The following is a 26,183-nucleotide window of genomic DNA, read 5'->3' on the forward strand; positions in this document are numbered from 1 at the left end:
TACCGCCGCCCGGAAACGGAAGCAGTCCCTACGCTTCCTTCTGCGTGGCTGCCCAGCGGCCGTTCCCTGAAACACCGCCCTGGAAACGGAAATCGATCGGAAAGGGCTTGTTTCAGTCCACTTCGATCCTGTTCGATCAGATCACAAACAAGTCTGGGTACAGAACGGTCGGGCTCGCACCAGGAAAAGAGGTTCGTTATCACCCACGACCCGCCGGGGGCGCGCATTGCCACAAAGGGGCGTGCGTCGTCGGACGTGCCGACTACATTCGGGACGACGGTGGAAGCACGCTGGAACGGACCCGGCACCGACGCGAGGGAAGGGGGCCCTGTGGCGACGAAGGACGCACCACCCCGCTGGGACCGCAAGATGCAGCAGCGGCTCGCCCGCGGCGAGGCGGCGGCCCTCGGCGAGCTGTACGACCGCTTCGCCACCCTCGTCCACGGACTCGCCCACCGCGTCCTCGGCGACGAGCACGCGGCCGACGGCATCACCCGCGAGGTCTTCGCCCACGTCTGGCAGCACCCCGACGCCTACGACCCGAGGCAGGGCCCCCTGCGCTCCTGGGTCGCCGCCCTCACCCACCGCCTGGCCGTGCAGCGGCTGCGCGCCACCGAGACCGCCGTCCTGGCAGGCGGCCACGGCACCTTCGAGGAACTGGAGCACAAGGTCCGCCACGCCGCCGTCGCCGCCCGCGCCGACTACATCGTCCAGTCCATGCCGGCACCCCTGCGCTCCGCCCTGGAACGCGCCTACTTCCAGCGCCGCGACTACCGCCAGACCGCCGCCGACCTCGGCATCACCGAGGACGAGGCCCGCCGCCGCCTCCGTCTGGGCCTCCAGCTGCTGTCCACCGCCCACGACACCGGCGCACCTCCCGGATTCGGAGGCACGGCATGACCGAGCCCGGATCCGAGGACGGCGAGGAGCCCGGTACCGGCGCCCGCCACCCCGCGCGAAGTCCTCGCATACCGCTGCCCCGCGCCGCCGTCGAGGACACCGACCACCCCCTGCCCGCCCTCGACGACCTGCGCGCCGCCATGAACCCGCCCCGACTGCCCCACCGCGTCCTGACGTCCCTGCTGGGCGCCTGGGCGCTGTCCGCCTGCTCACCGGAGGAGACGGCCGCCGTCGAGGACCACCTCGGCACATGCGGAAGCTGCGCCGACGAGGCCCGCCGGCTGCGCGAGGCGGTCGGCCTGCTCCATCCGCCCGAGACCCTCGACCTGGACCCGTCCCTGCGCACCCGCGTCCTCGAGGCCTGCCTCGACCGCCGGCCGCCGAGCATCCCGGTCCCCGACTGGGCCACCGCCTACGACGCGGAAACCGCCCGCCTCGACGCACTGCTGCAGGACTTCGGCGAGGCCGAATGGCACGCGCCGGTCCGGCTGCGCTGGTACGACGGCAAGGACCGGACGACCCGGCGCACCACGGTCGCCGGCGTCATCGCCCACCTCCTCGCGGTGGACGGCCTCGTCGCCCTCGCCCTGGGCCTCGACGACCCCCTCGGCGACATCACCGCCGACCGGCCGACACCCGCGGCCCGCACCGAGGCCTGCTGGCGCTCCTCCCGCATCCCGCCGACCCGCTCCGTGCGCGCCCCCTGGCGCGAACAGAGCCACGCGCTGGTCCGCGCGGTCGCCTTCACCGGAGGCGGCGCCGGGCGCATGACGGTGCCGTACCACGACTTCACGCTGCCCCTGCACGACGCCATGACCGACCGTGCCTTCGAGTGCTGGACGCACGCCGAGGACATCGCGGACGCCGTGAACTACCCGTACGAGGCGCCCTCCGGCCGCCATCTCCACCGCATGATCGACCTGGCCGCGAGGATGCTCCCCGAGGTCCTGGCCGCACGCCGCCGCGCGGGCCTCGCCGCCCCCGCCCGCCACCTCGTCGCCGCCGGCGAGCCCGGCCGCACGCTCCGCCTGGAGATCGAGGGCTCCGGCGGCGGCGAGTGGCTGATCCCGCTGGACTCGCCCGCCGCGTCGCCGTCCCCCGACCACGAGGTGGCCCATGTGGCGCTCGACGACGTCGAGTTCTGCGGACTCGCCGCCGGCCACGTCTCCCCCGAGGACGCCGCGGCCGGCCAGGACGGCGACCGCGAGGCGATCAGGGACGTCCTGTCCGCCGCGGCGGCGCTGAGCCGCATGTAGCCGCCCGGCGGGCGCGGCAGCTAGGCGAAGACGACCGTCCGCCGGCCGTTCAGCAGGATCCGCCGCTCCGCGTGCCACTTCACGGCCCGCGCCAGCGCCTGGCACTCCACGTCCCGCCCGATCGCGACCAGCTGGTCCGGCGTGACGTCGTGGCCCACCCGCTCGACCTCCTGCTCGATGATCGGCCCCTCGTCGAGATCCGCGGTGACGTAGTGCGCGGTGGCCCCGATCAGCTTCACACCCCGCGCGTGCGCCTGGTGATACGGCTTCGCGCCCTTGAAGCTCGGCAGGAACGAGTGGTGGATGTTGATGATCCGCCCGCTGAGCTGCTTGCACAGGTCGTCGGAGAGGACCTGCATGTACCGGGCCAGCACGACCAGTTCCACCCGCTCCGCCCGGACGATCTCCAGCAGCCGCGCCTCCGCCTCCGGCTTGGTGTCCTTCGTGACGGGGATGTGGTGGAAGGGAATGTCGTACGACGCCACCAGCTCCGCGAAGTCCGTGTGGTTCGACACCACGCCGACGATCTCCACCGGCAGCGCCCCGATCCGTGCCCGGAACAGCAGGTCGTTCAGGCAGTGCCCGAACTTGCTGACCATCAGCAGGACCCGCATCCTCTCCTCGGTGCGGTGGATCTGCCAGTCCATCTGGAAGGAGTCCCCGATCGCCGCGAAGCTGGCCCGCAGCTTGTCCACCGTCACCGGCGCCTCCGCCGAGAAGTGGACGCGCATGAAGAACAGACCGGTGTCCTGGTCACCGAACTGCTGACTGTCCACGATGTTGCAGCCGGTCATGAACAGGTAGCTCGACACGGCGTGCACGATGCCCTGCTTGTCCGGGCAGGAAAGGGTGAGGACGTACTGATCGGCGGGGGCCGCGGCTCCGGTGGACTGCTCGTTCATGCAGGACAGGGTCCCACAACGCCGCCGCGCGCCCACAACCGTCCCGCCACCCGGACCACCGCACGGCCCGGTCGCCGAGACACCGCCTAGGCGGCCCGCGTGAGGATCCGCAGCACCTCCAGCGTGCGGGGCGCCGCGTCCGGGTCCTCCCCGTCACTCACCGCCATCCGCACATGCGCGTCCCGGGCCGCCCGCACGGCCTCCGGCCACCCCGGGTGCTCCATGTACGACGCCACCGGCGCGTCCGGCCCCACCTGGTGCATGATCCGCAGCACCCGCAGCACCGCCGTGTCGACCAGCGCGGCCTCCTGCGAGTCCCGGAAGATCGTGCCCACGTACTTCTCCGCGGACCAGTGGTCCAGCCAGGTGTCCTCCACCAGCCGGTACACGGCGTCGGTCACGTCTCCGTAGCCCTCGACACCCGCCAGCCAGACGTCCCGCTGGAACACCAGGTCGGAGAGCATGTGCAGCGCGGAGCGCACATTGCTGCGCCAGCGCCACCACGGCATGTCGTTCAGTGGCATGCCACCCATCGTGGATGAGCGACGGCCGCGACGGGAAGAGTTCTCCGAACCTTGGACACCTTGCACGGTCATCGATCGTACGTTCCCCCCAACGGGCCGCTCACCGGCCCCCGTAATTCACCCGTAGGTCACCGTTCGTTGACCGAAGGTCACTCCCAGGTTAGCGATGTGGCGGAATCGTGCGTGACCATGACCGGCAGGCGACGCACCCGCAGCACCTTCCTCCCCTTCGTCACCCGGCGCGCCGCGGCGGTGGCCGCCATGGTGACGTGCGCCGCACTGGCCGCCGGATGCGGTGTCGTCCCCGGTGTCACGGGGGGTGCCGGGGACGACACGATCACCGTCATGACCTGGGCGCCGTCGGACACCAACGCGACCGACAAGCCCGGCATGCCCGCCCTCGCCCTCGCCTACGCCCGCCACGTGAACGCCCAGGGCGGCATCGACGGCCGCAAGCTCAGGGTGCTGATCTGCAACGACCACAACGACAGCGTGGGCGCCGCCAAGTGCGCCCGCCGCGCGGTCAGGGAGAACGCGGTCGCGGTGGTCGGCTCGTACAGCCAGTACGCCGGGTCCTTCTTCCCGGTGCTGGAGGGCGCCGGCATCCCCTACATCGGCGGCTACGGCGCCACCAACGATGAGTTCACCAGCCCGCTCTCCTACCCGGTCAACGGCGGCCAGCCCGCGCTGCTGGCCGGCCTCGGCAAGGAGCTGGCCCGCGGCTGCGGCCCGGTCACCCTGGTCCGCCCCGACACCATCGCCGGCGACGAGCTGCCCACCCTGATCAACGCGGGCCTGGAGGCGGGCGGCCACGCGAGCGCGGCCGACCTGCACGCCGCCGAGGACGCCACCGAGTACTCCGCCCAGGCGCAGCGCGCGCTGCGGCAGGCGACGGCCGACCCGGCCCGCAAGGGCTGCGTGGTGCCCGCGCTCGGCGGCCGCACCAGCACCTTCATGGACTCCTTCCGCCGCACGCGGGAGGACTTCCCGGACGTCCGCACCGGCACCGTGCTCGGCAGCGTCGACCAGACCGTGATCGACGCCTCCGGCGGCCGCTCGGGCCCGTACGAGGGGGCGTACATCACGGGCTGGTACCCGGTGGAGACCGACAAGCGCTGGGACGAGATGAAGCGGGTGATCCGCGAGCAGGCCTTCGCCGACACCCGGATCGATCCCGCGGACGCCGGGGTGCAGACCACCTGGATCGCCTACACCGTCTTCCGGGCGGTCGCCGAGGGCATCGGCGCGGACGAGGAGCTGACGGCGACCGCCGTGCGCCGGGCCCTGGACGACGGCGTCGAGGTCGCCACCGGCGGGCTCACCCCGACCCTGCGCTGGAAGTTCCAGGACCGGCTCGCCTCGGTGGGCTTCCCGCGGCTGGTGAACGCGAACGTCACCCTCCAGGTCGTCCGCGACGGCCGCCTGGTCGAGGCCCGCGAGGGCTTCATCGACGTCACGCGCACCCTGGAGGGCGCCGAGGTCGCCTGAGCGCCCGGCGCCCGCCCTCACCCCCGCCCGGGCCTCACAGCTGGGTCGGCTGCCGCTCGGTCAGCCCGTACGTGCGGGCGATCGCGTTCCACAGCTTGGCGGCCTGCGCCTTCTGCGTCGTCGCGGTGCCGCTCTCGCGGTTGCCCGCCTCCGTCTGCGGGGTGCTGCGGGCCTGCCCCTTCTTGCACAGCTTGCCCTTGCGCGCGGCGACCTGGTCGGCCCAGCCGGCGTAGTGGTTGTCGGCGGACGCGGACGCCTTCCACGCGTTGGTGAGCGCGGTGGTCAGCGCCGCGTGGTCCGGCAGCTTGTCCACGGCCAGCCCGGACAGCCGGGTGACCAGCTCGTTGCGCTGCTCGGCCGCGTCCCGCAGGTCCTTGGCCGCCTGGGTGAGGTTGGTGCAGGACTTCACGTCGTTGACCGCGTTGATCACGGCGGTGCGGCTGTCGCCGCTGTCGGCGAGCAGCTTGTCCAGCGCGACCGCCTGCTGCTCGGCCGGGTCGGCGGACGGCGACGGGGACGCGCTCGCGGACTGGCTCGCGGGCGCCGTCGCGGAGACCGGCCGCGGTGACTCCTCCTCGCCGCCGTTGTCGGCGAGGAGCGCTCCCGCGCCGATCCCGACCACCGCGATGGCGACGCCGCACGCCGCGATCAGCGGCACCCGGGAGCCGGTGCGACCGCCGCGGCCCCGGCCCGGCGCGGGCTCGTCGTAGGCGGGCGCCGGCGGCCGCGGGGGGTCCTGGACGTGGGGCAGGTGCCGGGTGCCCTCGGCGGGGCCGTCCGCGCGGAAGAGGCTGTCGAACTCGGCGGGCGTCTGCCGGCCCCCGGCGACGGGCGGGATGTACTGCGTGGCCTGCGCGTCGGGCCCGGCCGGCGGCTGCCCGCCGGGCGTCTCGCCCGAGGGGACCCGCCCCAGGTACCGGGTGCTCTCGTCGGGACGCTCGGCGGATCCCGCGGCGGGCATCTCCGGCGGCAGCGCCCCCGGCGTCACCGGCGGCAGGTACTGGGTCGCGCCCTCGTCGGCCGCGGGCCGCACGGGCGGCAGGTACTGGGTGGCCCCGTCCGGGCCGGGTGCGGCCCCGACCGGGGGTATGTACTGCGTGGCGCCCTCGTCGGCGGCCGGCGGCAGCGGCCCGCCACCGGGGGTGCCGGGGTACGCCCCCGCCGCGCCGCCCTGCACCGGCCGGCCCGAACCGTCGTAACCGCCCGCGTGGCCTCCGTACGCCGCACCGGGCGCCTGCGCGTACGGGCCGGGGCCGTACGCCTGCGCGGGCGCGCCCGCGTGCGGACCGTACGCGGCACCCGGCGCCCCCGCGTCCCCGCCGTACGACGGGCCGGACGCCCCCTCGGGCGGCAGCGGACCCGCGCCCGGCGCGGACGGGGCCTGCTGTGCGGGCGGGGCGCCGTCGCCGGGCCGGGGCGCGGGGTGGCCGCCCTGCGGGTCGCCCCACGCCTGGTCCGGCGGCGCCGGCCAGTTCTGCTGCTGCGGGGTCGCGGCGTGCTGCTGCGGTCCGGGCCCCCAGGGCTCGCCCCAGGACTGGGCGCCGGGCGGGGCCTGGGCCGGAAGGGGGCCGTCGGCGGGGCGGCCGGGGCCTCCTTGCGCGCCCGGCAGCACGGGCTCGCCACCGTCGGAGGGCAGCACGATGCCTTCGTGCGCGCGCTGCGCCGAGGGCTCCTCGCCCTGTCCACTCTGCGTCACCGGGACTCCTACGAATGGGGGACCTTCGGAATCGTCGGCTCACGCTACCGGGTCCCCCGAGCCGGGTGCCACGCAGCACAGGACCCGGCCCTGTGACCTGTGACCGCGCTCCCGCGACCGGCCCGCGACGCTGTCCTCCCGTCACCTCCGCCCGTCAACCACCCGTTTCCCGCGCCGTCACCCGGCGGCGGGCCGTCCGTTCACGCGGCCGGCTGCAGATCCAGGCGCGCCCCGAACTCCCTCACCACCGCCTCGTCCCGGAACGGCTCCAGACGCTGCTGGAAGTCCTCCAGGTACTCGGCGCCCCGGTTGGAGCGCAGGGTCTCCAGCAGCTCCACGGCCTTCAGCCCGGTGTGGCAGGCCTCTTCGATCTCGCGCTGCTGCACCTGCGCCGTGGCGAGCAGCACATAGCCGATCGCGCGGCGCCGGGCCCGGGACGCGGGGTGTCCCTCCAGGGACTGCCGCGCGCACCGGGCGGCGGCCTCGGCCTGGCCCAGGTCGCGGTGGCAGTGGGCGAGTTCGTCGGCGAGGTAGGCCTGGTCGAAGTGGGCGATCCACGCGGGGTCGTCCCCGGAGTCCGGGTCCGCCTGCTCCATGGCGCTCACCGCGCGCCCCACGGCGGCCTGGGCGGCCCGCGCGTCCCCCATCAGCGCGTGGCCGCGCGCCTCCGCCGCGTGGAACATGGCCTCCGCGCGCGGGGTCACGCGCCCCCGCGCCCCCTCCTGCGCCGCCCGCGCCAACTGGGCGATCTCCCGCGGGTTCCCGAGCTGGGCGGCCAGGTGGCTCATGGAGGCGGCCAGCACATAGCCGCCGTAGCCGCGGTCGCCCGCCGCCTGGGCGAGTCGCAGTGCCTGGATGTAGTAGCGCTGGGCGAGCCCCGGCTGCCCGGTGTCCACCGCCATGTAACCGGCCAGCTCGGTCAACCGGGCGACGGCGGCGAACAGTTCGCGGCCGACGGACTCCCGGTAGGACCCGGCGAGCAGCCCGGAGACGACGCTGTTGAGGTAGTGCACGACGACCGGGCGGACGTGCCCGCTGCCGTACTGGTGGTCCAGGTCGACCAGCGCCTGGGTCATCGAGCGCACGGCGGCCACGTCCGACCGGCCCACGCGGGGACCGGCCGAGCGCGCCACCTGCGCGTCGGGCGCGGAGATCAGCCAGTCGCGGCTCGGCTCGACCAGCGCCGAGGCGGCGACGGACGAACCGGACAGGAAGTCGCGGCGTCCGACGTCGCTGCGCCACAGCTCGCAGACCTGCTCGATGGCTCCCAGTACCGTCGGCGAGAACTGGAGGCCGACGCCCGACGCGAGGTTCTTGCCGTTGGCCATGCCGATCTCGTCGATCGTGACCGTACGGCCGAGTTTGCGGCCCAGCGCCTCGGCGATGATCGCCGGGGCGCGGCCGCGCGGCTGCTGTCCGCGCAGCCAGCGTGCCACGGACGTCTTGTCGTAGCGCAGGTCGAGTCCGTGTTCGGCGCCGCACATGTTGACCCGGCGGGCGAGCCCGGCGTTCGAGCACCCCGCCTCCTGGATGAGCGCCTGCAGCCGTTCGTTCGGCTGCCGCGCGACGAGAGGCCTTGCGGCCATGGCGTAAACCCCCTGTGGCTGCGGTGCCTGCCCGTGCACCGAGTTGTCGTGTCTTCCCCGCCCGTCGCCCCTCGCCGGCGGCGAGGGATTCCGGTCGTGAAGATCAATGCCCCACGGTCGTACCGAAAATGCGGACATGCCCCGAAAACACGAGGCATGCACGGATTACCGGGTACGCCGGGGTAAGAGCGCCCCGTACCCACCCGTCCCCCCTCGTGGCTACCCAGCTCCCCCCGCGGACCCAACCGCGCGCCCCCATACATGCACCCATGCGCCCCGGACGCCGAATCGATGCTCCTCCCCCGCGCGCGCACGGGGCCGTAACCCGTGGTGGGCGCGGGAGTTGAGTTCCACGTGGAAGAGACGATCCGGGGCACCGAGACCGCACAGATTCCCCAGCAGCGCGGGGACTCGCTGCTGGAGACCGCCGTTCGCTACGCCGAGGAGCGCCACTGGGACGTGTTCCCCGGCACCTGGCTGGAAGCCGTCGACGGACATCAGCGCTGCTCCTGCGGCGACCCGCTGTGCGAGGAGCCCGGCGCGCACCCCGCGCGCGCGGACTGGGCGACCCAGGCGACGGGCAGCGCGACCGTCGCGCGCCGGATGTGGCAGAAGCAGCCGGACGCCTCGATCCTGCTGCCCACGGGGCGTACGTTCGACGCGATCTGCGTGCCGGAGACGGCCGGGTTCCTGGCGCTCGCGCGCATGCAGCGGATGGAACTCACGCTGGGCCCGGTGACGTTGACGCCGGCCCGGCGGATGCAGTTCTTCGTCCTGCCCGGGGCCGCCGCCAAGGTGCCGGACCTGGTGCGCAAGCTGGGCTGGTCGCCGGCGTCGCTGGATCTGGTGGCGCTCGGCGAGGGCGGTTACGTGGCGGCGCCTCCCACGCGGTACGGGTCGCGGGGGGCCGTGCAGTGGGCCTGCCGGCCGACGCCCGCGAACCGGTGGCTGCCGGACGCCGAGGAGCTGATCTCGCCGCTCGCCTACGCGTGCGGGCGGGATCGCTGACGCCGGAGGCTCCGCCCGCTCGCCGGTCGTCGGCGGCTGCGGGTCACGGGGGTTGATGGCGCGACTCCCCGCGCCCCCGGGCGGGGACGTGACCGTAGGGTTCAGGCATGACGTCAGCCGTACGTGTGCAAGGGCTCTGGAAGCGGTTCGGGCAGCAGGTCGCCGTCGCCGGGATCGATCTGGAGCTGCCCGCCGGGAAGTTCGTCGGGCTGGTCGGGCCCAACGGGGCCGGGAAGACCACGACGCTCTCCATGGTGACCGGGCTGCTGCGGCCCGACCAGGGCACCGTCGAGGTCGTCGGGCACGACGTGTGGCGGGACCCGGTCGAGGTGAAGGCGCGGATCGGGGTGCTGCCCGAGGGGCTGCGGCTGTTCGAGCGGCTGTCGGGGCGGGAACTGCTGGCGTACACGGGCAGGTTGCGCGGCCTGCCCGGCGCCGAGGTGGACAAGCGCGCCACCCAGCTGCTGGACGTCCTGGATCTGGCGGGCGCGCAGCACAAGCTGGTCGTGGACTACTCGACCGGCATGCGCAAGAAGATCGGCCTGGCCGCGGCCCTGCTGCACAACCCCGAGGTGCTGTTCCTCGACGAGCCGTTCGAGGGCGTCGACCCGGTCTCCGCGCAGACCATCCGGGGCGTCCTGGAGCGGTACACCGCCTCCGGCGCCACCGTGGTCTTCTCCTCCCATGTGATGGAACTGGTCGAGTCGCTGTGCGACTGGGTCGCCGTCATGGCCGCCGGACGGATCCGCGCGCACGGCACCCTCGCCGAGGTGCGGGGCACCGCCCCCACCCTGCAGAAGGCCTTCCTCGAGCTGGTCGGCGCGCACGGCCGGGACGCCGGGACCGACCTCGACTGGCTCGGCGGCGGCGCCCGGTGAGCACGCCCGGCACCCGCACGGGTCTCACCGCCACCGTCGTACGGCTGAAGCTGTCGCTGCTGCGCAACGGGCTGCGGCAGTCCGGCGGGCGCCGGGCCGCGTACCTCGCGTCGGCCGTCGTCACACTGCTGTTCGCCGCGCTCCAGGTGCTCGGGCTGGTCCTGCTGCGCGGCACCGCGCACGCCGACTCCCTGGTCGTGCTGCTGGCGGCGGTGCTGGGCCTGGGGTGGGCGGTGATGCCGCTGTTCTTCCCCAGCGGCGACGAGACCCTCGACCCGACCCGGCTGGTGATGCTGCCGCTGCGGCCCCGGCCGCTGGTGCGGGCGCTGCTCACCGCCTCGCTGGTGGGGATCGGGCCGCTGTTCACGCTCTGCCTGTTCGCCGGTTCGGTGGTCACGGTGGCGCGCGGGGCGGCGGCGTACGCCGTGGGCGTGGTCGCCGTCGTGCTGGGGCTGCTAGTCTGCGTGGCCTTCGCGCGGGCCGTCGCCGCCGCCAACGTCCGGCTGCTGACCAGCCGTCGGGGCCGCGACCTCGCGGTGCTGAGCGGGCTGGTCGTGGCGATCGGCGCGCAGGTCGTCAACTTCGGTGCGCAGCGGCTCGGTTCCGCCGGGCTCGGGCAGCTCGACCCGGCGGCGGACGTACTGCGCTGGGTGCCGCCCGCGTCGGCGCTCGGCGCGGTGCACTCGGTCAGCGGCGGCGACCACGCGACGGCCGCGCTGCAACTGGCGCTCAGCGTGGCGGCGCTGGCCGCCCTGATCGCCGTATGGGCGAGGCATCTGACCCGGCTGATGACCTCGCCGGACGCGTCCACGCTGCCGGGCGCGGCCGGGGCCGCGCGGGAGCGGTCCTCGACGCGGCTCGGGCGGCTGCTGCCGGGCGGGCGGACCGGGACCGTGATGGAGCGCAGCCTGCGCTATGTGTGGCGGGACCCGAAGACCAAGGCGGCGTGGGTGACCTCGCTGGCGATCGGGCTGATCGTGCCGGTGTTCAACGCGGTCCAGGGCACCGGGTCGGTGTACTTCGCCTGCTTCGCGGCGGGCATGCTCGGCATCCAGATGTACAACCAGTTCGGGCAGGACACCTCCGCGTTCTGGATGGTCGCGATGACGATCTCGTCCCCACGGGACGCCTATGCCGAGCTGCGCGCGCGGGCACTGGCCCTGCTGGTGATCACCCTGCCGTACGCCGCCGCGGTCACCGTCCTCACCGCGGGCCTGCTCGGCGACTGGGCGCGGCTGCCGGAGGCGCTGGGGCTGTCCTTCGCGCTGCTCGGGGCGATGCTGGCGACCGGGGCGTGGACCTCGGCGCGGTTCCCGTACTCCATCCCGCAGGAGGGCTACAAGAACGTGGCCCCCGGCCAGGCCGGGCTCGCCTGGATCTCCATCTTCGGCGGGATGGTGGCCGCCGCGCTGCTGTGCTCGCCCGTCATCGCGGCGGCGGTGTGGATCCACACGGGCGCGGACGCCGAGCGGTGGAGCCCGCTGCTGCTGCCGGTGGGCACGGTCTGGGGCGCGGGCCTCGCCTACGCCGGCCTGCGCCTGGCCGCGCCCCGCACGGCGGCGCGGCTGCCGGAGATCCTCACGGCGGTGAGCAAGGCGTGAGGTGAGGGCGCGGGCGCGGGCGGGGACGCGGCCGGGGGCGCGGGCGGGGTCAGGTCTCGCGGACGCCGTCCTCGGGGACGCCGTTCTCGGGAGCGCCATTCTCGGGGAGGCCGTCGTCGCGGAGGCGGTTCAGGAACGGCTCGATCGCCGCGCGCCAGGCCTCCGGCTGGTCGTAGTGGACGAGGTGGCCGGCGTCGGCGACCTCGGCGTACTCGCCGCGCGGGAGGACCCGGACCATCTCCTGGGCCTCGGCACGGCCCAGCTCGCCGTCGAGGCCGCGGACCACCAGGGTGGGGCAGCGGACCCGGGCCAGCTCCTCCCAGTGGGCGTCGTACACCCAGGTCTCGCGGGACCTCAGCATCTGCTCGGGCTCGAAGACGGGCCGCCAGCCGTCCGGGGACTCGGCCATGACCTCGGCGTAGAACGCGCCGCGGGCCGGGTTGGGGCGCTCCACCCAGGGGTCGTCCTCGCCGAACCACTTGCGGACGTCGGCGAGCGTGGCGAAGGGCACCGGCCAGGACGCGAACCAGGCGGCCCACTCGCGCTGCGAGGCGGCGCCCAGCGCGGAGGCCCGCATGTCACAGATGATCAGGGCGCGCACCAGGTCGGGGCGTTTGGCGGCGAGCTGCCAGGCGGTCAGCGCGCCCATGGCGTGGCCGATCAGCACGGCCGGGCCGAGGCCGAGCTGTTCCAGGGCGGCCTCGGCGTCGTCGACGTAGGCCTCGCGGGTGTAGGCGGCGCGCGGGGGCTTCTCGCTCTGGCCGTGCCCGCGCTGGTCGAGTGCGACGGCGCGGTGGCGCTCGGCGAGCCAGCGGGCGGTGGGCGCCCAGTGGGAGGCGCGGCCCATGAGGCCGTGGAGTAACAGCACGCCGGGCCGGGCGGGGTCCGGGCCGGTGCCGCTCTTGGGTGGGTCGCCGAACTCCCAGGCGGCAAGGCGTACGCCGCCCGCTCCGGTCACGTCGATACGCCGTGCCATGATCCCGGCACCCCCAAGCTCCGCTCGTACGCCTGAGTACTGCTGGTCGTGCTTCTGGTGCTGCCGTACTGCCGTGCGGTGCTGTCGTCCGCCCCCGCAGACTATCGAAAGCCCATTCGAAGATACGGCGTCCGCGGACAACACCCCTCGTTCGAGTGACCCCGCTCAAGGAATGATCGCCGCCGCCGAGGGGAGATCTCTCAGCGGGAGGCGGACCGCTCGGGGAAAACCGGTCCGAGGGGGACGACCCTGAGAGCTCGGGGCTCCGGGTCGAAGCAGGGGAGGACAGGCCCCGGCGCCGCGAGGCGCCGGGGCCCACACCTGACAGGGCACCGGGGCCCACACCGGACAGCCTGACACGCCCGGCGTCCGGTCGTCGGCGTTCCGGGTCACGACTCCCGGGGACGGCAAGCGAGTCGGGCGGGCGGCCCGGCGCCCGCCGCGCGCCGTCTCAAGGTCTGACGACGAAGACTCAGCGCTTGGCGACGAACACGTGGGACGCCACGTCCGCCTCCAGCTCGGCGGCCTCGCCGCCGCTGCCCACCAGCACACCGCCGGCCGACTCCGTCACACTCACCACCGAACCGGGCTGCACACCCGCGCGCCGCAGCGTGTACATCAGCTGGGCGTCCGTCTGGATCGGCTCGCCGATCCGGCGCACCACCACCGTCTTGCCCTCCGTGCCCGGGTCGAGCTCGGCCAGCGAGACCATGCCCTCGTCGAGGAACGGGTCGGCGCCGTCCTTCTCGCCCAGCTCCTCGAGCCCCGGGATCGGGTTGCCGTACGGCGACTCGGTCGGGTGGCGCAGCAGCTCCAGGACGCGCCGCTCGACCGCCTCGCTCATCACGTGTTCCCAGCGGCAGGCCTCGGCGTGCACCTGCTCCCACTCCAGGCCGATCACGTCGACGAGCAGACACTCCGCGAGCCGGTGCTTGCGCATCACACGCGTGGCGAGCCGGCGGCCCTCCTCGGTCAGCTCCAGGTGCCGGTCGCTCGCGACGGACACCAGCCCGTCACGCTCCATCCGCGCCACCGTCTGGCTGACCGTCGGCCCGCTCTGGTCGAGCCGCTCGGCGATCCGGGCGCGCATGGGGACCACACCTTCCTCCTCCAGCTCGAGGATGGTGCGGAGATACATCTCCGTCGTGTCGATCAGTCCGGACATACGTGCCCCTCGATGAGATGAGATCTGCCGAGGGCTCGACGGCACCTCGGCGCGTGCGCTGGCCCTGCCATCAATTCTGCCGGATGCCACTGACAACCGTGCCGCGCCGCCGAAACGCGAGACCGCGGGCGGAGCGGTCCACGCCGGGCGGCCCGTCCCCTCCCCCGTATTGACAGCACAATGGTCCAGACCGCACGGTGATCCGCGACACACGCAACGGTGCGAAGGAGCTCGCATGGGCGACAGCAAGCCGGCCGACCGGTACCTCGACGCCGCCATCGGCCTGCTGCGACGGGTCCGCGACGAGGAGGCCGCCTCCATCGCCGCGGCCGGCACCCTGCTCGCCGACATCGTCACCGCCGGCGGCCGGCTGTTCGCCTTCGGGGCCGGCCACTCCTCGCTCGCCGCCCAGGACCTCGTCTACCGCGCCGGCGGCCTCGCGCTGATGAACCTCCTCGCCGTCCCCGGCGTCGTCGGCGTCGACGTCATGCCCGCCACCCTCGGCTCCGCCCTGGAACGCGTCGACGGCCTCGCCGCCGCCGTCCTGGACAGCTCGCCCCTCCGCGCGGGCGACGCCCTGGTGATCATCTCCCTCTCCGGACGCAACGCCCTGCCCGTCGAGATGGCCATCAACGCCCGCGCCCTCGGCATCCACGTCATCGGCGTCACCTCCGTCGCCTACGCCACCAAGACCGGCTCCCGGCACTCCTCCGGCACCTTCCTCAAGGACCACTGCGACATCGTCCTCGACTCCAAGATCGCCGTCGGCGACGCCGAACTGACCCTCGACAGCGTCCCCGCCCCCTTCGCGCCCGCCTCCACGGTCGTCACCACCGCCCTCCTCCAGGCCGTCATGGCCACCGCCGCCAGCACCCTCGCCGAACGCGGCATCGAACCCCCGCTGCTGCGCTCCGGCAACGTCGACGGCGGCCACGAATGGAACGGCCGCATCCTGGAGGAGTACGGCGACCGGATCTTCTACCACCACTGACCGGACCGGCACCCTCGCGGCTACGCCTCCGGCCGCAGCAGCCCCGCCAGATCCAGCGCGCCCGCGATCCGTACGGCGACGTCCTCGGCGTACGGCGTGTCCGACCGGTCGAACGCGCTGCGCCCGGCACCCCGCAGGAAGGTCACCGCCCCCAGCGTCCGGCCCCGGCTGCGCAGCACCGCGCACAGCGCGTGCACCGCGTCCGGCGGCCACTGCCGGGCCAACGCCCACGCCCGCGCCCGCTCGGCGGGCACGTTCCCCACACTGACCCGCACCGTGCCGGCCCGCTCGACGCAGCTCAACGCCGGATGCCCCTCGCCGTACCGCACCGGCAGCCCCGCCGCCCCCACCGACAGACTCGGCCCCGGCGCACCCGAGGGAGTCGCCGCGACCCGGATCAACCGCACCTCAGGCGCGCCCTCCCCCTCCATGACCGCACCGCCCGCCACCCGGTCGATCAGCGCGTGATCGGCGAACCCGGCCAGCGCGAAGTCGAGATGGACGGTCGCCGCCTCCAGCGGGTCCTCGCACTCCGCCGCCGCCCGCGCCGCGCGGTGCAGCTGATTCGTACGGAACCGCAGCTGCGCCGCCTCCTGCTCGCCCTGCTTGGCCTCCGTGACGTCCAGGAACAGCCAGCCCACCCCCAGCGGCACCGGCTCCTCCGCGAGCGGCGAGGCCAGCCGGACGAACCCGCAGCGCCAGCAGCGCCGCCGCACCCCTTCCGGCGTGCGCACCCCCACCCACACCTCGGCGGGCGCGGGAGGCGCGCCCTCGGCCAGCACATGGGTGAGCACCGCCTCCAGCTCCTCCACGCCCTGCGCCAGCAGATCCCCGAGCGGCCGGCCCAGCACCGCCGTACGCCCCAGGCCCAGCGCACGGGCCGCGTGCGCGTTGACCACGGCCGGGCGCAGATCGGCGTCGACCAGCACCACGCCCCAGCCCGCGTCCTCGAACAACGCCTCGCTCAGCGCGATGGACCGCTCCAGGTCGATCTGCGCGTGCACCTCGCTGAAGGCGCAGTACACCCCCGCGGGCTTGCCGTCCGGGCCGCGCACGGCCGCCGACTGGGTCCGCACGAGCACCCGCCCGCCGTCCTTCGTCAGCAGCGCGAACTCGTGCACCTGCCGGCCGGGCGCGTGCATGGCCGACAGCAGCCGCGCCTCGACCTCCTCGGCGTCCGCGCTGCGCACCGCCCAGCCGGCGAACCCGTGCCGGCCCACGGCCTCGGCCGCGCTCCAGCCGAGGATCCGCTCGGCCTCGCGGTTCCAGTGCGTGACGACCCCGTCGGCGTCGAACGCGCACAGGGCCGCGTCCATGCCGTCCAGCAGGGCGGCCAGCAGATCGGCACCGTCCCGCTCCGGCTCGTCCGGCCCCAGTTCGTCAGTGGTCCCACTACGCCGGGAAGCACTCACCTGGACCCCCTGCAGGCTGTGTCCGCACGTACGGCACGTCAGTCGTGCTCACTGGCCTCATTCAACTGGAACGTGACTCAGCCCACATATGGTTCCCGCAAGATTGCGGGGAATCACCGAGGAATCGTTGCCCGCCGGTAACTCCCTCCCTCACCCGGCCCCGGGCCGCCGCGCGTACACCTCGATCTCGATCCTCATCCGGGGATCGGCCAGCCCGCACACCATCATCGTGGCCGCCGGCCGCACCTCGCCGAAGCAGGCCCGCAGCACCGGCCAGCACGGCTCGAAGTCCCCCCGGTCCGGCAGCAGATACCGCACCCGCACCACGTCGGCGAACGAGCACCCCGCCTCCTCCAGCGCCGCCCCGATGTTCCGCAGACACTGCTCGGCCTGCTCGACGACGTCGTCGGAGATCGTCATGGTCGCGTAGTCGTACCCGGTCGTCCCCGACACGTGCACCCAGTCCCCGTCCACCACGGCCCGCGCGTACCCGATCCGCTCCTCGAACACCGAACCACTGAGAATCGCCCGCCGCTTTGTCATGCACGCATTGTCATGCACCGAGAGCTGCAGCACTCGCGAAAAAAGGTTGAGTGGCGCGGTGCCACTTCCTAGGGTGTGCGGTACACGAGAAGGGAGGTGGTTCGGCAGATGTATGAAAACCGGACGCGTGAGGTGGCTGCGGGCTAGCGGCTCGTCACCACACTCAGTGCGGTGCCGGACCAGCGCGTGAGCGAAGCGCGCAGCCGGCCCAATCCCAAGCAGTCACCCGACCCGCGAGCTGCCGGTACGTCCGACCGGCTCCTCCTTCCAGGAGGACCAGGCTCGCGGGTCGTCTGCGTTTTCCGGGGCAGTACGCTGGGGGCATGCTTCCGCTCGTTCGACGCCGCCATGTGGACTTCGTCCGCGTCACGAGCATGGGCTGTCGACGCTTCACGATCTGAGCGCTCGGGCCCGTTTTCCCGGCTGATCGCCGGTTCTGGCTCTGCCGCCCGCCCTTCGGCTCCCTGATCTCCTGAGCTTCCGGGCTGTTCCTTTCCTTCCTTCGGTGCGCCGTGTCTCCGCCCCACCCCGGCGGGGGCGCGGGCCCCCGTACACCCCGCGGATGTCCTCATGAACTCTCACGTGTCGTACCAGCAGCTTCCCGTGATCGATCTGTCCGATGCCCATGCCGGGCCCGGGGCGCGGGCGGCTTTCCGTGACCGGTTGCACGCGGCCGCCCGGGACGTGGGCTTCTTCCAGCTCGTCGGGCACGGGGTCACCGAGGAGGAGACGGAGGCGTTGCTGTCGGCCATGCGGCGGTTCTTCGCGCTGCCGGAGGCGGAGCGGGTGGCGCTGGACAACGTGAACTCGCCGCACTTCCGCGGCTACACGCGCGTCGGTGACGAGCGCACCGGCGGTGCGCGGGACTGGCGGGACCAGCTGGACATCGGGGCGGAGCGGCCGGTGCGGGTGCCCGGGCCGGGTGAGCCGGCGTACTGGTGGCTGCAGGGGCCGAACCAGTGGCCGGCGGCGCTGCCCGAGCTGCGGACGGCCGCGCTGGCGTGGATCGACCGGCTGAGCGGGGTCGCGGAGCGGCTGCTGCACGAGCTGCTGGCGGCGATCGGGGCGCCCGCCGACTTCTACGACCCGATCTTCGGGGAGCACGCGCATCCGCATCTGAAGCTGGTGCGGTATCCGGGGAGCGCGGTGGACGGCGCCGAGCAGGGGGTGGGCGCGCACAAGGACTACGGGTTCCTCACGCTGCTGCTGCAGGACGGGGTGGGCGGGCTCCAGGTGCAGCGGGAGGACGGGCTGTTCCATGACGTGCCGCCGGTTGCCGGGGCGTTCGTGGTGAACTTGGGCGAGCTGCTGGAGGTGGCCACCAACGGCTATCTGGTGGCCACGAACCACCGGGTCGTGTCGCCGCCGGGGGCCACGGAGCGGTTCTCCGTGCCGTTCTTCTACAACCCGCGGCTGGACGCGCGGGTCGAGCCGCTGCCGTTCCCACATGCCTCGGCCGCGCGGGGCGTGACCGACGATCCGGCGAATCCGCTGTTCGCGGAGTACGGCTTCAACGAGCTGAAGGGCAAGCTGCGGGCGCATCCGCTGGTGGCCGAGCGGCATCACGCGGGGCTGCTGAGCCCCGCGTGACGCCGCCCGCGGCGGCTCAGTGCGCGATGTCCGCGTAGCCCTCGATCTCGCGCGGGTCGCGCGGGCCGGGGCCGATGTAGCGGGCGGAGGGGCGCACGAGGCGGCCGGTGCGCTTCTGTTCCAGGATGTGCGCCGACCAGCCGGCGGTGCGGGCGCAGGTGAACATCGAGGTGAACATGTGCGCGGGGACCTCGGCGAAGTCGAGGACGATGGCGGCCCAGAACTCGACGTTGGTGGCGAGGACGCGGTCGGGGCGGCGGGCGTGGAGCTCGGCCAGGGCCGCCTTCTCCAGGGCTTCGGCGACCTCGAAGCGCGGGGCGCCGAGTTCCCGCGCGGTGCGGCGCAGGACGCGGGCGCGGGGGTCCTCGGCGCGGTAGACGCGGTGGCCGAAGCCCATCAGGCGCTCGCCCTTGTCGAGGGTCTTCCTGACGTACGCCTCGGCGTCCCCGGTGCGTTCGATCTCCTCGATCATGTGCAGGACGCGGGAGGGCGCGCCGCCGTGGAGGGGGCCGGACATGGCGCCGACGGCGCCGGAGAGGGCGGCGGCGACGTCGGCTCCGGTGGAGGCGATGACGCGGGCGGTGAAGGTGGAGGCGTTCATGCCGTGCTCGGCGGCGGAGGTCCAGTAGGCGTCGACGGCGGCGACGTGCTTGGGGTCGGGCTCGCCGCGCCAGCGGATCATGAAGCGTTCGACGACGGACCGGGCCTTGTCGATCTCGCGCTGCGGGACCATGGGCAGGCCCTGGCCGCGGGCGGACTGGGCGACGTAGGACAGGGCCATGACGGCGGCGCGGGCGAGGTCCTCGCGGGCCTGTTCGGCGTCGATGTCGAGGAGGGGTTTCAGGCCCCAGACGGGGGCGAGCATGGCGAGCGCGGACTGGACGTCGACGCGGATGTCGCCGGAGTGCACGGGGATGGGGAACGGCTCGGCGGGCGGGAGGCCGGGGTTGAAGGCGCCGTCGACGAGCAGGCCCCAGACGTTGCCGAAGGAGACGTGACCGACCAGGTCCTCGATGTCGACTCCCCGGTACCTGAGGGCGCCGCCCTCCTTGTCCGGTTCGGCGATCTCCGTCTCGAACGCGACGACTCCTTCGAGTCCGGGTACGAAGTCGGACATCAGGCGGCTCCTCGTGATGTGTACGACGGGTGGGTGGGACGGCGTGCGGGGTGTGGGCGGTACGACGGTGATGGGCCGGCTCGGGTGTGGCCCGCGGGGTGGGTGAGCGCCGCGAGGATCCACGGCCTGGGCTGGCTCGCGGTCCCGAACGTTCACTCGGGTCATGCCCCGTCGGCCTGGTGGTCACCCCACCGGGCCGGCATCTGCACGATATCCCTGGGTGTCAACCCTGGGGAGGTTTCGCGGCACTCAGTGCCACGCAGTGACGAAGGACACCGTGGCGGGGTGCCCCGGGGCATACGGCAAGATGACCGGGTGACCGAGCATGACGCCGTTCCCGCCGTCCCGCACGAGCCCGTCCCCGACCCGTCGGTGATGCGCAAGCACTATCGCGAGGAGGGGCTGGCCGAGGCCGATCTCGCGGCGACGCCCGTGCGGCAGTTCGCGCGGTGGTTCCGGCAGGCCGCGACGGAGGGGCGGCTGTTCGAGCCGAACGCGATGGTCGTCTCGACGGCCGACGCGCAGGGGCGGCCGAGTTCCCGCACGGTGCTGCTGAAGCAGTTCGACGAGCAGGGCTTCGTCTTCTACACCAACTACGACTCCCGCAAGGCCCGTGAGCTGGCGGAGAACCCGCAGGTGTCGTTGCTGTTCCCCTGGTATCCGATGGCGCGGCAGGTGATCGTCACGGGCGTGGCGCGGCGTACCGGGCGGGACGAGACGGCCGCGTACTTCCGGAGCCGGCCGCACGGTTCGCAGCTGGGGGCGTGGGCGAGCGCGCAGTCCTCGGTGATCGGCTCGCGTGCGGAGCTGGAGGCCGCGTACGCCGAGCTGGAGGCCCGTTATCCGGAGGGTGAGCGGGTGCCGGTGCCGCCGCACTGGGGCGGGTTCCGGGTGGTGCCGTCGTCGGTGGAGTTCTGGCAGGGGCGGGAGAACCGGCTGCACGACCGGCTGCGGTACGTGGCGGAGCCGGGCGGGGGCTGGCGGGTGGAGCGGCTCAGTCCCTGACGGGTGCCCGGGCAGACACCCCCTAGTAGCCGCCCCACAGGTACACCGTGCGGTGGCCGTCGAGGAGGGTGGTCAGGCGGGCCTGGAACGTGTCGCTGAGGTCGGGCCAGTTCCAGAACTCGAAGCCGAGGTGGGCGAAGGCCAGGGGGCGGTCGTCCCACGTCCAGTCGGGTACGGCGACGGGTGCGGCGCAGACCGGGCAGGCGACGGTGGCGGAGCCGGCGTCGTGCCAGGTCCGCATGGCGTCGTGGAAGCGGGGCCACAGCGTGTCGTCGAGTGGCGTGACCGCCCTGCAGCGCGGGCAGACGGCCGCGTCCGGAAGGTCGGCTCCGCTGGTGAAGCCGGTGCGCCCGGTGTGGACGGCGAGCCCGTCGGAGGGCGGCCGGTCCCAGTCGTCGTCCACGGCCCGCTCCCAGTGCGGGCCGGGCGGGTGGCCGAGGGGCCGGCCGGGGACGCACGGCGTGCGTTCGGCGAGTACGACGCCCTCGGCGGCGAGCCAGGCCGTGACGCGGGTGGCGAGCCGTGCGGCGTCGGTGGTGGTCGCGTCGAGGTCGGCGATCACCTGGAACCGGTCTCCCATGGTCAGTCCAGCGCCCCGTCGAGCAGTGCCGCCCACTGGGCCACGACGCGGTCGCGGCGCGCGGCGTCGTCGGTGAGGAGGTTGGCGAGGCCGAGGCCGCGGGCCATGTCGAGCAGGCCCTGCACGGTCTCGCGGACGCCGGGGCGGGTCTCGTCGGCGCCGAGGAGGTCGACGGCGATGCGGTGGGTCTCGCGGCCGACGCGGGCTTCGAGTTCGGTGACGCGGGGCCGCAGTTGTGCCTCGTTGGACGCGGCGACCCACAGGTGGAGGGCGGCGCGGAAGAGGGGGCCGGTGTACAGGTCGACGAGGGCGGCGACGACGGCCCGGCGGTCGCCGGCGGCGCCCTCGGGGAAGAGGGCGCGCAGGGCGCCGGAGCGTTCCTCGGCGACGTACTCGACGGCGGCGGTGAACAGGTCCTCGCGGGTGGGGAAGTGGTGCTGGGCGGCACCGCGGGAGACGCCGGCGCGTTCGGCGACGACGGAGACCGTGGACCCGGCCCAGCCGTGCTCGGCGAGGCAGGCCACGGCGGCGGCCAGCAGCCGCTGCCGGGTGGCGCGGCTGCGGTCCTGCTTGGGGACACGGTCGACTGTCGTCACAGCACTCATTCCGTCACAGCACCCATTCGGGATCCCGTCGTTCCAGGAAGGCCGTCATGCCCTCGCGGGCCTCCGGGGAGGCGAACAGCCCGGCCGAGAGCGCGGTCACACCGGCCGCGTCCCGCTCGAAGGCTTCCAGCACCCTAGCCGTGAGCAGCCGTTTCGTCTCGGCGAGGGCCTGGGGCGAGGAGCGGCGCAGCCCGTCGAGGACGGGGGCGAGGACGTCGTCGACGTCGTCGCCGGCCGCGGTGATCAGGCCGATGCGGGCGGCTTCGGCGGCGTCGAGGCGTTCCCCGGTGAGGCAGTAGCGGGTGAGGGCACGCGGGTCGGTGCGGGGCAGCAGCGGCAGGGAGATCACCGCGGGGGCGACGCCGATGCGTACCTCGGTGAACGCGAAGGTGGCGGTGTGGGAGGCGGCGGAGATGTCGCAGGCGGCGAGCAGCCCGAGGCCGCCCGCGCGGACGTGTCCGGTGACGCGGGCGACGACCGGTTTGGGCAGGGCGACGAGGTGGCGCAGGAGGGCGACGAGGGCGTCGGGGCCGGGTGGGTCGCGCAGGTCGGCGCCGGCGCTGAAGGTGGTGCCGGTGTGGGTGAGGACGACCGCGCGGACGCCGGTGTCCTCGGCGCAGGCGGTGAGCGCGTCGGCCAGTTCGCCGACGAGGGCCGCGGAGAGCGCGTTGCGGTGGTGCGGGGCGTCGAGGGTGAGGGTTTCGATGCCGCGGGCGCGGGTGCGGGTGACCGAGGTCATGTCCGCTCCCTGAGTTCGCGGCGCAGGATCTTGCCGGAGGCGGCGCGGGGCACGGTGTCGGTGAAGGTGACCTGGCGGACGCGTTTGTAGGGGGCGACGCGTTCGGCGACGTACATCATGATCTCTCCTTCGGAGAGGTGCCCCGCGTCCGGGCGGCGCACCACGTACGCGCGGGGGACCTGCGCGCGAACTCCTCGGCGGTGGCGAGCGGGTGTGCGGTGGTGACGGCGGCGCCCGCGCGGGTGGCGGCGTAGAAGGCGAGGGGGAAGGCGAGGGTGTTGGGGCTGTGCAGGGCGACGACATCGCCCTTGCGGACGCCCGTCTCGGCGAGCGCGGCGGCGATGCGGCGGTGGAAGCGGTCCACCTGCTCGTAGGAGAGGGTGGTGCCGTCGGTGCCGTCGATCTGCGCGGGGGCGTCGCCGAACTCGGCGGCGCGGCCCAGGACCGCTTCGTGGATGGGCAGGTTCACGGGCGGGACGTCTGCGTACTCGCTGCGGAACATCGCGGTTCCTCCTCGCGCGGGGGCGGGTGCCCGTACGGCCTCGGTACGGGCTCAGTACGACTTCGGCAGACCGAGGGTCTGGTGGGAGACGTAGTTCAGGATCATTTCCCGGCTCACCGGTGCGATACGGGCCACGCGCGCGGCCGTGACGAGGGAGGCGAGGCCGAACTCACGGGTGAGGCCGTTGCCGCCGAGGGTGTGCACGGCCTGGTCGACGGCTTTGGCGCAGGCCTCGCCGGCGGCGTACTTGGCCATGTTCGCGGCCTCGCCGGCGCCGGTGTCGTCGCCCGTGTCGTAGAGGCGGGCCGCCTTCTGCATCATCAGGCGGGCCAGTTCCAGCTCGATGTGCGACTGGGCGAGGGGGTGGGCGATGGCCTGGTGGGCGCCGATCGGGGCCTTCCAGACGGTGCGGTCGCGGGCGTACTCGACGGCCTTGGCGACGGCGTACCGGCCCATGCCGATCGCGAACGCGGCCGTCATGATCCGCTCGGGGTTGAGTCCGGCGAAGAGCTGCAGCAGGCCGGCGTCCTCGTCGCCGACGAGCGCGCCGGCGGGGAGCCGGACGTCGTCCAGGGTCAGTTCGAACTGCCTCTCCTGGGCGTCGAGCTCCATGTCGATCCTGCGGCGCCCGAAGCCGGGCGCGTCCCGCGGGACGATGAACAGGCAGGGCTTCAGACGGCCCGTGCGGGCGTCCTGGGTGCGGCCGACGATGAGGGTGGCGTCGGCGATGTCGACGCCGGAGACGAAGACCTTGCGGCCGGTGAGGAGCCAGTCGGTGCCGTCGCGGCGGGCGGTGGTGGTGATGCGGTGGCTGTTGGAGCCGGCGTCGGGTTCGGTGATGCCGAAGGCCATGAGGCGGGTGCCGTCGGCGAGGCCGGGGAGCCAGGTCCGCTTCTGTTCCTCGGTGCCGAAGCGGGCGATGACCGTGCCGCAGATCGCCGGGGAGACGATCATCATGAGGAGGGGGGCGCCCGCGGCGCCGAGTTCTTCGAGGACGATGGAGAGTTCGGTGATGCCGCCGCCTCCGCCGCCGTAGGCCTCGGGCAGGTTGACGCCGAGGTAGCCCAGTTCGCCTGCCTCGGACCACAGGTGCCGGTGGTCGTGGTGGCGGCCGTGGCGGGTGCCGAGGGCGGCCACGGCGGATCGGAGGGCTTTGTTCTCTTCGGATTCGATGAGGGTGGTCACGGGGAATTCTCCGGTCTGCGGGTTGTCGGTGGTCGATCGCGCACACGCGGCGGAGCCGCATATCGGTGCGGTCCCGCGCCCCTACGGGGTGGTGGTCACCACGGCCAGGAGGGTGCCGGGCTCCACTTGCCGGCCCGGTTCGACGTGGAGGGCTTCGAGGGTGCCCGTCGCGGGGGCCGTGATCTGGTGCTGCATCTTCATCGCCTCCAGCCACAGGAGGGGCTGTCCGGCCTGGACGGCGGCGCCTTCGGTGAGGCCGTCGGCGATGCGGACGACCGTGCCGGGCATGGGGGCGAGCAGGGAGCCGGGGGCGTGCTGCTGCGTGGGGTCGGGGAAGCGGGGCAGGGCGCGCAGGACCGTCCGGTTGACGTGGATCTCGTCGCCGTAGCGGGCGATCGTGTACGTCCGGCGCAGGCCGTCGGTCTCCAGGACGACGTGGGCGGCGTCGGCGTGCAGGACGCGCGCTCCGTCGGCTTCGAGGCCGCCCGCGCGGGTGTGGTGGTAGCGGACCTCGTGTTCCTCGCCGGCCATCAGGTAGCGCTTGGTCTGCGGCTGGGAGGGCAGGTTGCGCCAGCCGCCGAAGCGGGAGCGGCCGTGCGCGTCGGCGAGGGCGGCGGCGAGCGGGGCGTACGGGTCGGGGGCGGGCCGGGTCAGCTCGGTCAGGTGCCGGTCGTAGAAGCCGGTGTCCATGCGGGCGGAGGTGAACTCCCGGTGGCGCAGGGAGCGCACGAGGAGGTCGCGGTTGGTGACCGGGCCGTGGATCGCGGCCTGCTCCAGGGCGCCGGCGAGTCTGCGGATCGCCTCCGCGCGGGTGGGCGCGTGGGCGATCGCCTTGGCGATGAGGGGGTCGTAGTGGACGCCGATCGGGTCGCCGTCGGTGTAGCCGGTGTCGAGGCGGACGGTGTCCGGGACGGCGAGGCGGTGCAGGGTGCCGGTCTGCGGGGCCCAGCCGTTCGCCGGGTCCTCGGCGTAGAGGCGGGCCTCGACGGCGTGGCCGCGCGCGGGGGGCGGGTCGTTCTCCAGGGCGTGGCCCTCGGCGACACGGATCTGCAGGGCGACCAGGTCGATGCCGTGCACGGCCTCGGTGACGGGGTGTTCGACCTGGAGGCGGGTGTTCATCTCCAGGAAGTGGGCGGTGCCGTCGGCGACCAGGAACTCGACGGTGCCGGCGCCGGTGTAGCCGACCGCGCGGGCGGCGCGTACGGCGGTCTCGTGCAGCTCGCGGGTCAGTTGGGGAGTCAGACCCGGTGCGGGGGCCTCTTCGACGACCTTCTGGTGGCGGCGCTGGAGGGAGCAGTCGCGGGTGCCGAGCGCCCACACCGTGCCGTGGGTGTCGGCGAGGAGCTGCACCTCCACATGGCGGCCGTTCTCGACGTACGGCTCGGTGAACACCTCGTCGTCGCCGAACGCGGACCGGGCCTCCGCGCGGGCGGCCGTCAGCTCCCGGTCCAGGTCGGCGAGGCGGCGTACGACGCGCATGCCGCGCCCGCCGCCCCCGGCCGCCGCCTTCACCAGCACGGGCAGGTCGGCCTCGGTGACCTCGCCGGGCGGGGCGAGGCCCAGCAGCCGCTTGGCGCGGGTCTTGGACGCCATGGCCTCGATGGCCTCGGGGGGCGGGCCGATCCAGACGAGGCCCGCGTCGAGGACCGCGCGGGCGAAGCCGGGGTTCTCGGAGAGGAAGCCGTAGCCGGGGTGCACGGCGTCGGCGCCGGCCGCGAGGGCGGCCTTCACGATCAGGTCGCCGCGCAGGTAGGTGTCGGCGGGGGTGGTGCCCGGCAGGCGTACGGCCGTGTCGGCCACGCGCGCGTGGAGGGCGTTCTCGTCGGCGTCGGAGTGGACCGCGACGGTCCGGATTCCCAGCTCACGGCAGGTGCGGAAGACGCGGCAGGCGATCTCGCCCCGGTTGGCGACGAGCACAGAAGTGATCACGGGGT

Annotated in this window: 24 protein-coding genes and 1 pseudogene; 9 read left to right on the forward strand and 16 right to left on the reverse strand. The window is 73.8% G+C overall.

Features of this window, described 5'->3' with window-relative positions; translation table 11 throughout:
• Nucleotides 1–330 precede the first annotated feature (330 nt).
• Together G7Z13_RS15535 and G7Z13_RS15540 are read left to right on the forward strand one after the other, a co-directional pair.
• A complete protein-coding gene (locus tag G7Z13_RS15535) occupies nucleotides 331–900 on the forward strand; it encodes a sigma-70 family RNA polymerase sigma factor (protein ID WP_165999789.1) in 570 nt (189 codons plus the stop codon).
• Nucleotides 897–2,156, forward strand: coding sequence for a zf-HC2 domain-containing protein (locus tag G7Z13_RS15540; RefSeq protein WP_165999792.1), 1,260 nt, complete (start codon nucleotides 897–899; stop codon nucleotides 2,154–2,156). Before G7Z13_RS15535 ends, G7Z13_RS15540 begins: the two co-directional genes overlap by 4 nt.
• A 20-nt stretch (nucleotides 2,157–2,176) precedes the next feature.
• Here G7Z13_RS15540 and purU read toward each other — a convergent pair whose 3' ends face one another.
• Nucleotides 2,177–3,058 (reverse strand): formyltetrahydrofolate deformylase, encoded by an 882-nt coding sequence (purU, locus tag G7Z13_RS15545; RefSeq protein WP_165999794.1) that lies wholly within the window; start codon nucleotides 3,056–3,058, stop codon nucleotides 2,177–2,179.
• Nucleotides 3,059–3,144: 86 nt separating this feature from the next.
• The gene (locus G7Z13_RS15550; protein WP_165999796.1) at nucleotides 3,145–3,654 is read right to left on the reverse strand and encodes a hypothetical protein; all 510 of its coding nucleotides are present in this window, start codon (nucleotides 3,652–3,654) and stop codon (nucleotides 3,145–3,147) included.
• 117 nt (nucleotides 3,655–3,771) lie between these two features.
• On the opposite strand from G7Z13_RS15550, the gene G7Z13_RS15555 reads away from it, so the two are divergent.
• The gene (locus tag G7Z13_RS15555; RefSeq protein WP_165999798.1) at nucleotides 3,772–5,070 is read left to right on the forward strand and encodes an ABC transporter substrate-binding protein; all 1,299 of its coding nucleotides are present in this window, start codon (nucleotides 3,772–3,774) and stop codon (nucleotides 5,068–5,070) included.
• Nucleotides 5,071–5,104: 34 nt separating this feature from the next.
• Here G7Z13_RS15555 and G7Z13_RS15560 read toward each other — a convergent pair whose 3' ends face one another.
• The gene (locus tag G7Z13_RS15560) at nucleotides 5,105–6,766 is read right to left on the reverse strand and encodes a hypothetical protein (RefSeq protein WP_165999801.1); all 1,662 of its coding nucleotides are present in this window, start codon (nucleotides 6,764–6,766) and stop codon (nucleotides 5,105–5,107) included.
• Nucleotides 6,767–6,966: 200 nt separating this feature from the next.
• The gene (locus G7Z13_RS15565; RefSeq protein ID WP_165999803.1) at nucleotides 6,967–8,352 is read right to left on the reverse strand and encodes a transcriptional regulator; all 1,386 of its coding nucleotides are present in this window, start codon (nucleotides 8,350–8,352) and stop codon (nucleotides 6,967–6,969) included.
• Between the two features lie 354 nt (nucleotides 8,353–8,706).
• Here G7Z13_RS15565 and G7Z13_RS15570 point away from each other — a divergent pair, with 354 nt between their 5' ends.
• The 3 genes from G7Z13_RS15570 to G7Z13_RS15580 all read left to right on the forward strand — a co-directional run bounded on the left by G7Z13_RS15570 (nucleotide 8,707) and on the right by G7Z13_RS15580 (nucleotide 11,839).
• Nucleotides 8,707–9,360: a bifunctional DNA primase/polymerase gene (locus tag G7Z13_RS15570; RefSeq protein WP_165999806.1), complete on the forward strand. Its 654-nt coding sequence runs from the start codon at nucleotides 8,707–8,709 to the stop codon at nucleotides 9,358–9,360.
• Nucleotides 9,361–9,467: 107 nt separating this feature from the next.
• The gene (locus tag G7Z13_RS15575; RefSeq protein ID WP_165999808.1) at nucleotides 9,468–10,238 is read left to right on the forward strand and encodes an ABC transporter ATP-binding protein; all 771 of its coding nucleotides are present in this window, start codon (nucleotides 9,468–9,470) and stop codon (nucleotides 10,236–10,238) included.
• Nucleotides 10,235–11,839: a transporter gene (locus G7Z13_RS15580; RefSeq protein ID WP_165999810.1), complete on the forward strand. Its 1,605-nt coding sequence runs from the start codon at nucleotides 10,235–10,237 to the stop codon at nucleotides 11,837–11,839. Before G7Z13_RS15575 ends, G7Z13_RS15580 begins: the two co-directional genes overlap by 4 nt.
• A 49-nt stretch (nucleotides 11,840–11,888) precedes the next feature.
• Here G7Z13_RS15580 and G7Z13_RS15585 read toward each other — a convergent pair whose 3' ends face one another.
• On the reverse strand, nucleotides 11,889–12,815 hold the full coding sequence (locus tag G7Z13_RS15585) for an alpha/beta hydrolase (protein WP_165999812.1): 927 nt from the start codon (nucleotides 12,813–12,815) through the stop codon (nucleotides 11,889–11,891).
• Between the two features lie 472 nt (nucleotides 12,816–13,287).
• On the reverse strand, nucleotides 13,288–13,980 hold the full coding sequence (locus G7Z13_RS15590; protein WP_165999814.1) for a metal-dependent transcriptional regulator: 693 nt from the start codon (nucleotides 13,978–13,980) through the stop codon (nucleotides 13,288–13,290).
• Between the two features lie 235 nt (nucleotides 13,981–14,215).
• On the opposite strand from G7Z13_RS15590, the gene G7Z13_RS15595 reads away from it, so the two are divergent.
• On the forward strand, nucleotides 14,216–14,971 hold the full coding sequence (locus G7Z13_RS15595; protein ID WP_165999816.1) for an SIS domain-containing protein: 756 nt from the start codon (nucleotides 14,216–14,218) through the stop codon (nucleotides 14,969–14,971).
• Nucleotides 14,972–14,991: 20 nt separating this feature from the next.
• Here the strand turns inward: G7Z13_RS15595 and G7Z13_RS15600 are convergent, their stop codons facing one another.
• Together G7Z13_RS15600 and G7Z13_RS15605 are read right to left on the reverse strand one after the other, a co-directional pair.
• The gene (locus G7Z13_RS15600) at nucleotides 14,992–16,383 is read right to left on the reverse strand and encodes a PAS domain-containing protein (protein ID WP_165999817.1); all 1,392 of its coding nucleotides are present in this window, start codon (nucleotides 16,381–16,383) and stop codon (nucleotides 14,992–14,994) included.
• Nucleotides 16,384–16,533: 150 nt separating this feature from the next.
• Nucleotides 16,534–16,926: a RidA family protein gene (locus tag G7Z13_RS15605; protein ID WP_165999819.1), complete on the reverse strand. Its 393-nt coding sequence runs from the start codon at nucleotides 16,924–16,926 to the stop codon at nucleotides 16,534–16,536.
• Between the two features lie 570 nt (nucleotides 16,927–17,496).
• On the opposite strand from G7Z13_RS15605, the gene G7Z13_RS15610 reads away from it, so the two are divergent.
• A complete protein-coding gene (locus G7Z13_RS15610) occupies nucleotides 17,497–18,516 on the forward strand; it encodes an isopenicillin N synthase family oxygenase (RefSeq protein WP_165999821.1) in 1,020 nt (339 codons plus the stop codon).
• A gap of 16 nt (nucleotides 18,517–18,532) precedes the next feature.
• Here G7Z13_RS15610 and G7Z13_RS15615 read toward each other — a convergent pair whose 3' ends face one another.
• Nucleotides 18,533–19,633 (reverse strand): citrate synthase 2, encoded by a 1,101-nt coding sequence (locus tag G7Z13_RS15615; RefSeq protein ID WP_165999823.1) that lies wholly within the window; start codon nucleotides 19,631–19,633, stop codon nucleotides 18,533–18,535.
• A gap of 297 nt (nucleotides 19,634–19,930) precedes the next feature.
• Here G7Z13_RS15615 and pdxH point away from each other — a divergent pair, with 297 nt between their 5' ends.
• Nucleotides 19,931–20,638, forward strand: coding sequence for a pyridoxamine 5'-phosphate oxidase (gene pdxH / locus G7Z13_RS15620; protein ID WP_206313215.1), 708 nt, complete (start codon nucleotides 19,931–19,933; stop codon nucleotides 20,636–20,638).
• A gap of 22 nt (nucleotides 20,639–20,660) precedes the next feature.
• Here the strand turns inward: pdxH and G7Z13_RS15625 are convergent, their stop codons facing one another.
• The 7 genes and pseudogenes from G7Z13_RS15625 to G7Z13_RS15655 all read right to left on the reverse strand — a co-directional run bounded on the left by G7Z13_RS15625 (nucleotide 20,661) and on the right by G7Z13_RS15655 (nucleotide 26,178).
• Entirely contained in the window at nucleotides 20,661–21,218 is a 558-nt protein-coding gene (locus G7Z13_RS15625) for a hypothetical protein (protein ID WP_165999825.1), read from the reverse strand.
• A gap of 2 nt (nucleotides 21,219–21,220) precedes the next feature.
• Nucleotides 21,221–21,823, reverse strand: a complete 603-nt coding sequence (locus G7Z13_RS15630) for a TetR/AcrR family transcriptional regulator (RefSeq protein ID WP_165999827.1) — start codon at nucleotides 21,821–21,823, stop codon at nucleotides 21,221–21,223.
• A 4-nt stretch (nucleotides 21,824–21,827) separates the two neighbouring features.
• Nucleotides 21,828–22,562, reverse strand: coding sequence for an enoyl-CoA hydratase family protein (locus G7Z13_RS15635; RefSeq protein ID WP_165999829.1), 735 nt, complete (start codon nucleotides 22,560–22,562; stop codon nucleotides 21,828–21,830).
• Nucleotides 22,559–22,726: a 4-coumarate--CoA ligase family protein gene (locus G7Z13_RS15640; protein ID WP_165999831.1), complete on the reverse strand. Its 168-nt coding sequence runs from the start codon at nucleotides 22,724–22,726 to the stop codon at nucleotides 22,559–22,561. Before G7Z13_RS15640 ends, G7Z13_RS15635 begins: the two co-directional genes overlap by 4 nt.
• Before the next feature lie 17 nt (nucleotides 22,727–22,743).
• Nucleotides 22,744–23,064, reverse strand: a pseudogene (locus G7Z13_RS15645) (AMP-binding protein); the annotation flags it as partial.
• 51 nt (nucleotides 23,065–23,115) lie between these two features.
• Nucleotides 23,116–24,249: an acyl-CoA dehydrogenase family protein gene (locus tag G7Z13_RS15650; protein WP_165999833.1), complete on the reverse strand. Its 1,134-nt coding sequence runs from the start codon at nucleotides 24,247–24,249 to the stop codon at nucleotides 23,116–23,118.
• Between the two features lie 81 nt (nucleotides 24,250–24,330).
• Nucleotides 24,331–26,178 carry a biotin carboxylase N-terminal domain-containing protein gene (locus G7Z13_RS15655; protein ID WP_165999835.1) on the reverse strand — a complete coding sequence of 616 codons (1,848 nt, stop codon included), beginning with the start codon at nucleotides 26,176–26,178 and terminating at the stop codon, nucleotides 24,331–24,333.
• Nucleotides 26,179–26,183 lie beyond the last annotated feature (5 nt).

The sequence above is a fragment of the Streptomyces sp. JB150 genome (assembly GCF_011193355.1).
Taxonomy (GTDB): Bacteria; Actinomycetota; Actinomycetes; order Streptomycetales; family Streptomycetaceae; genus Streptomyces.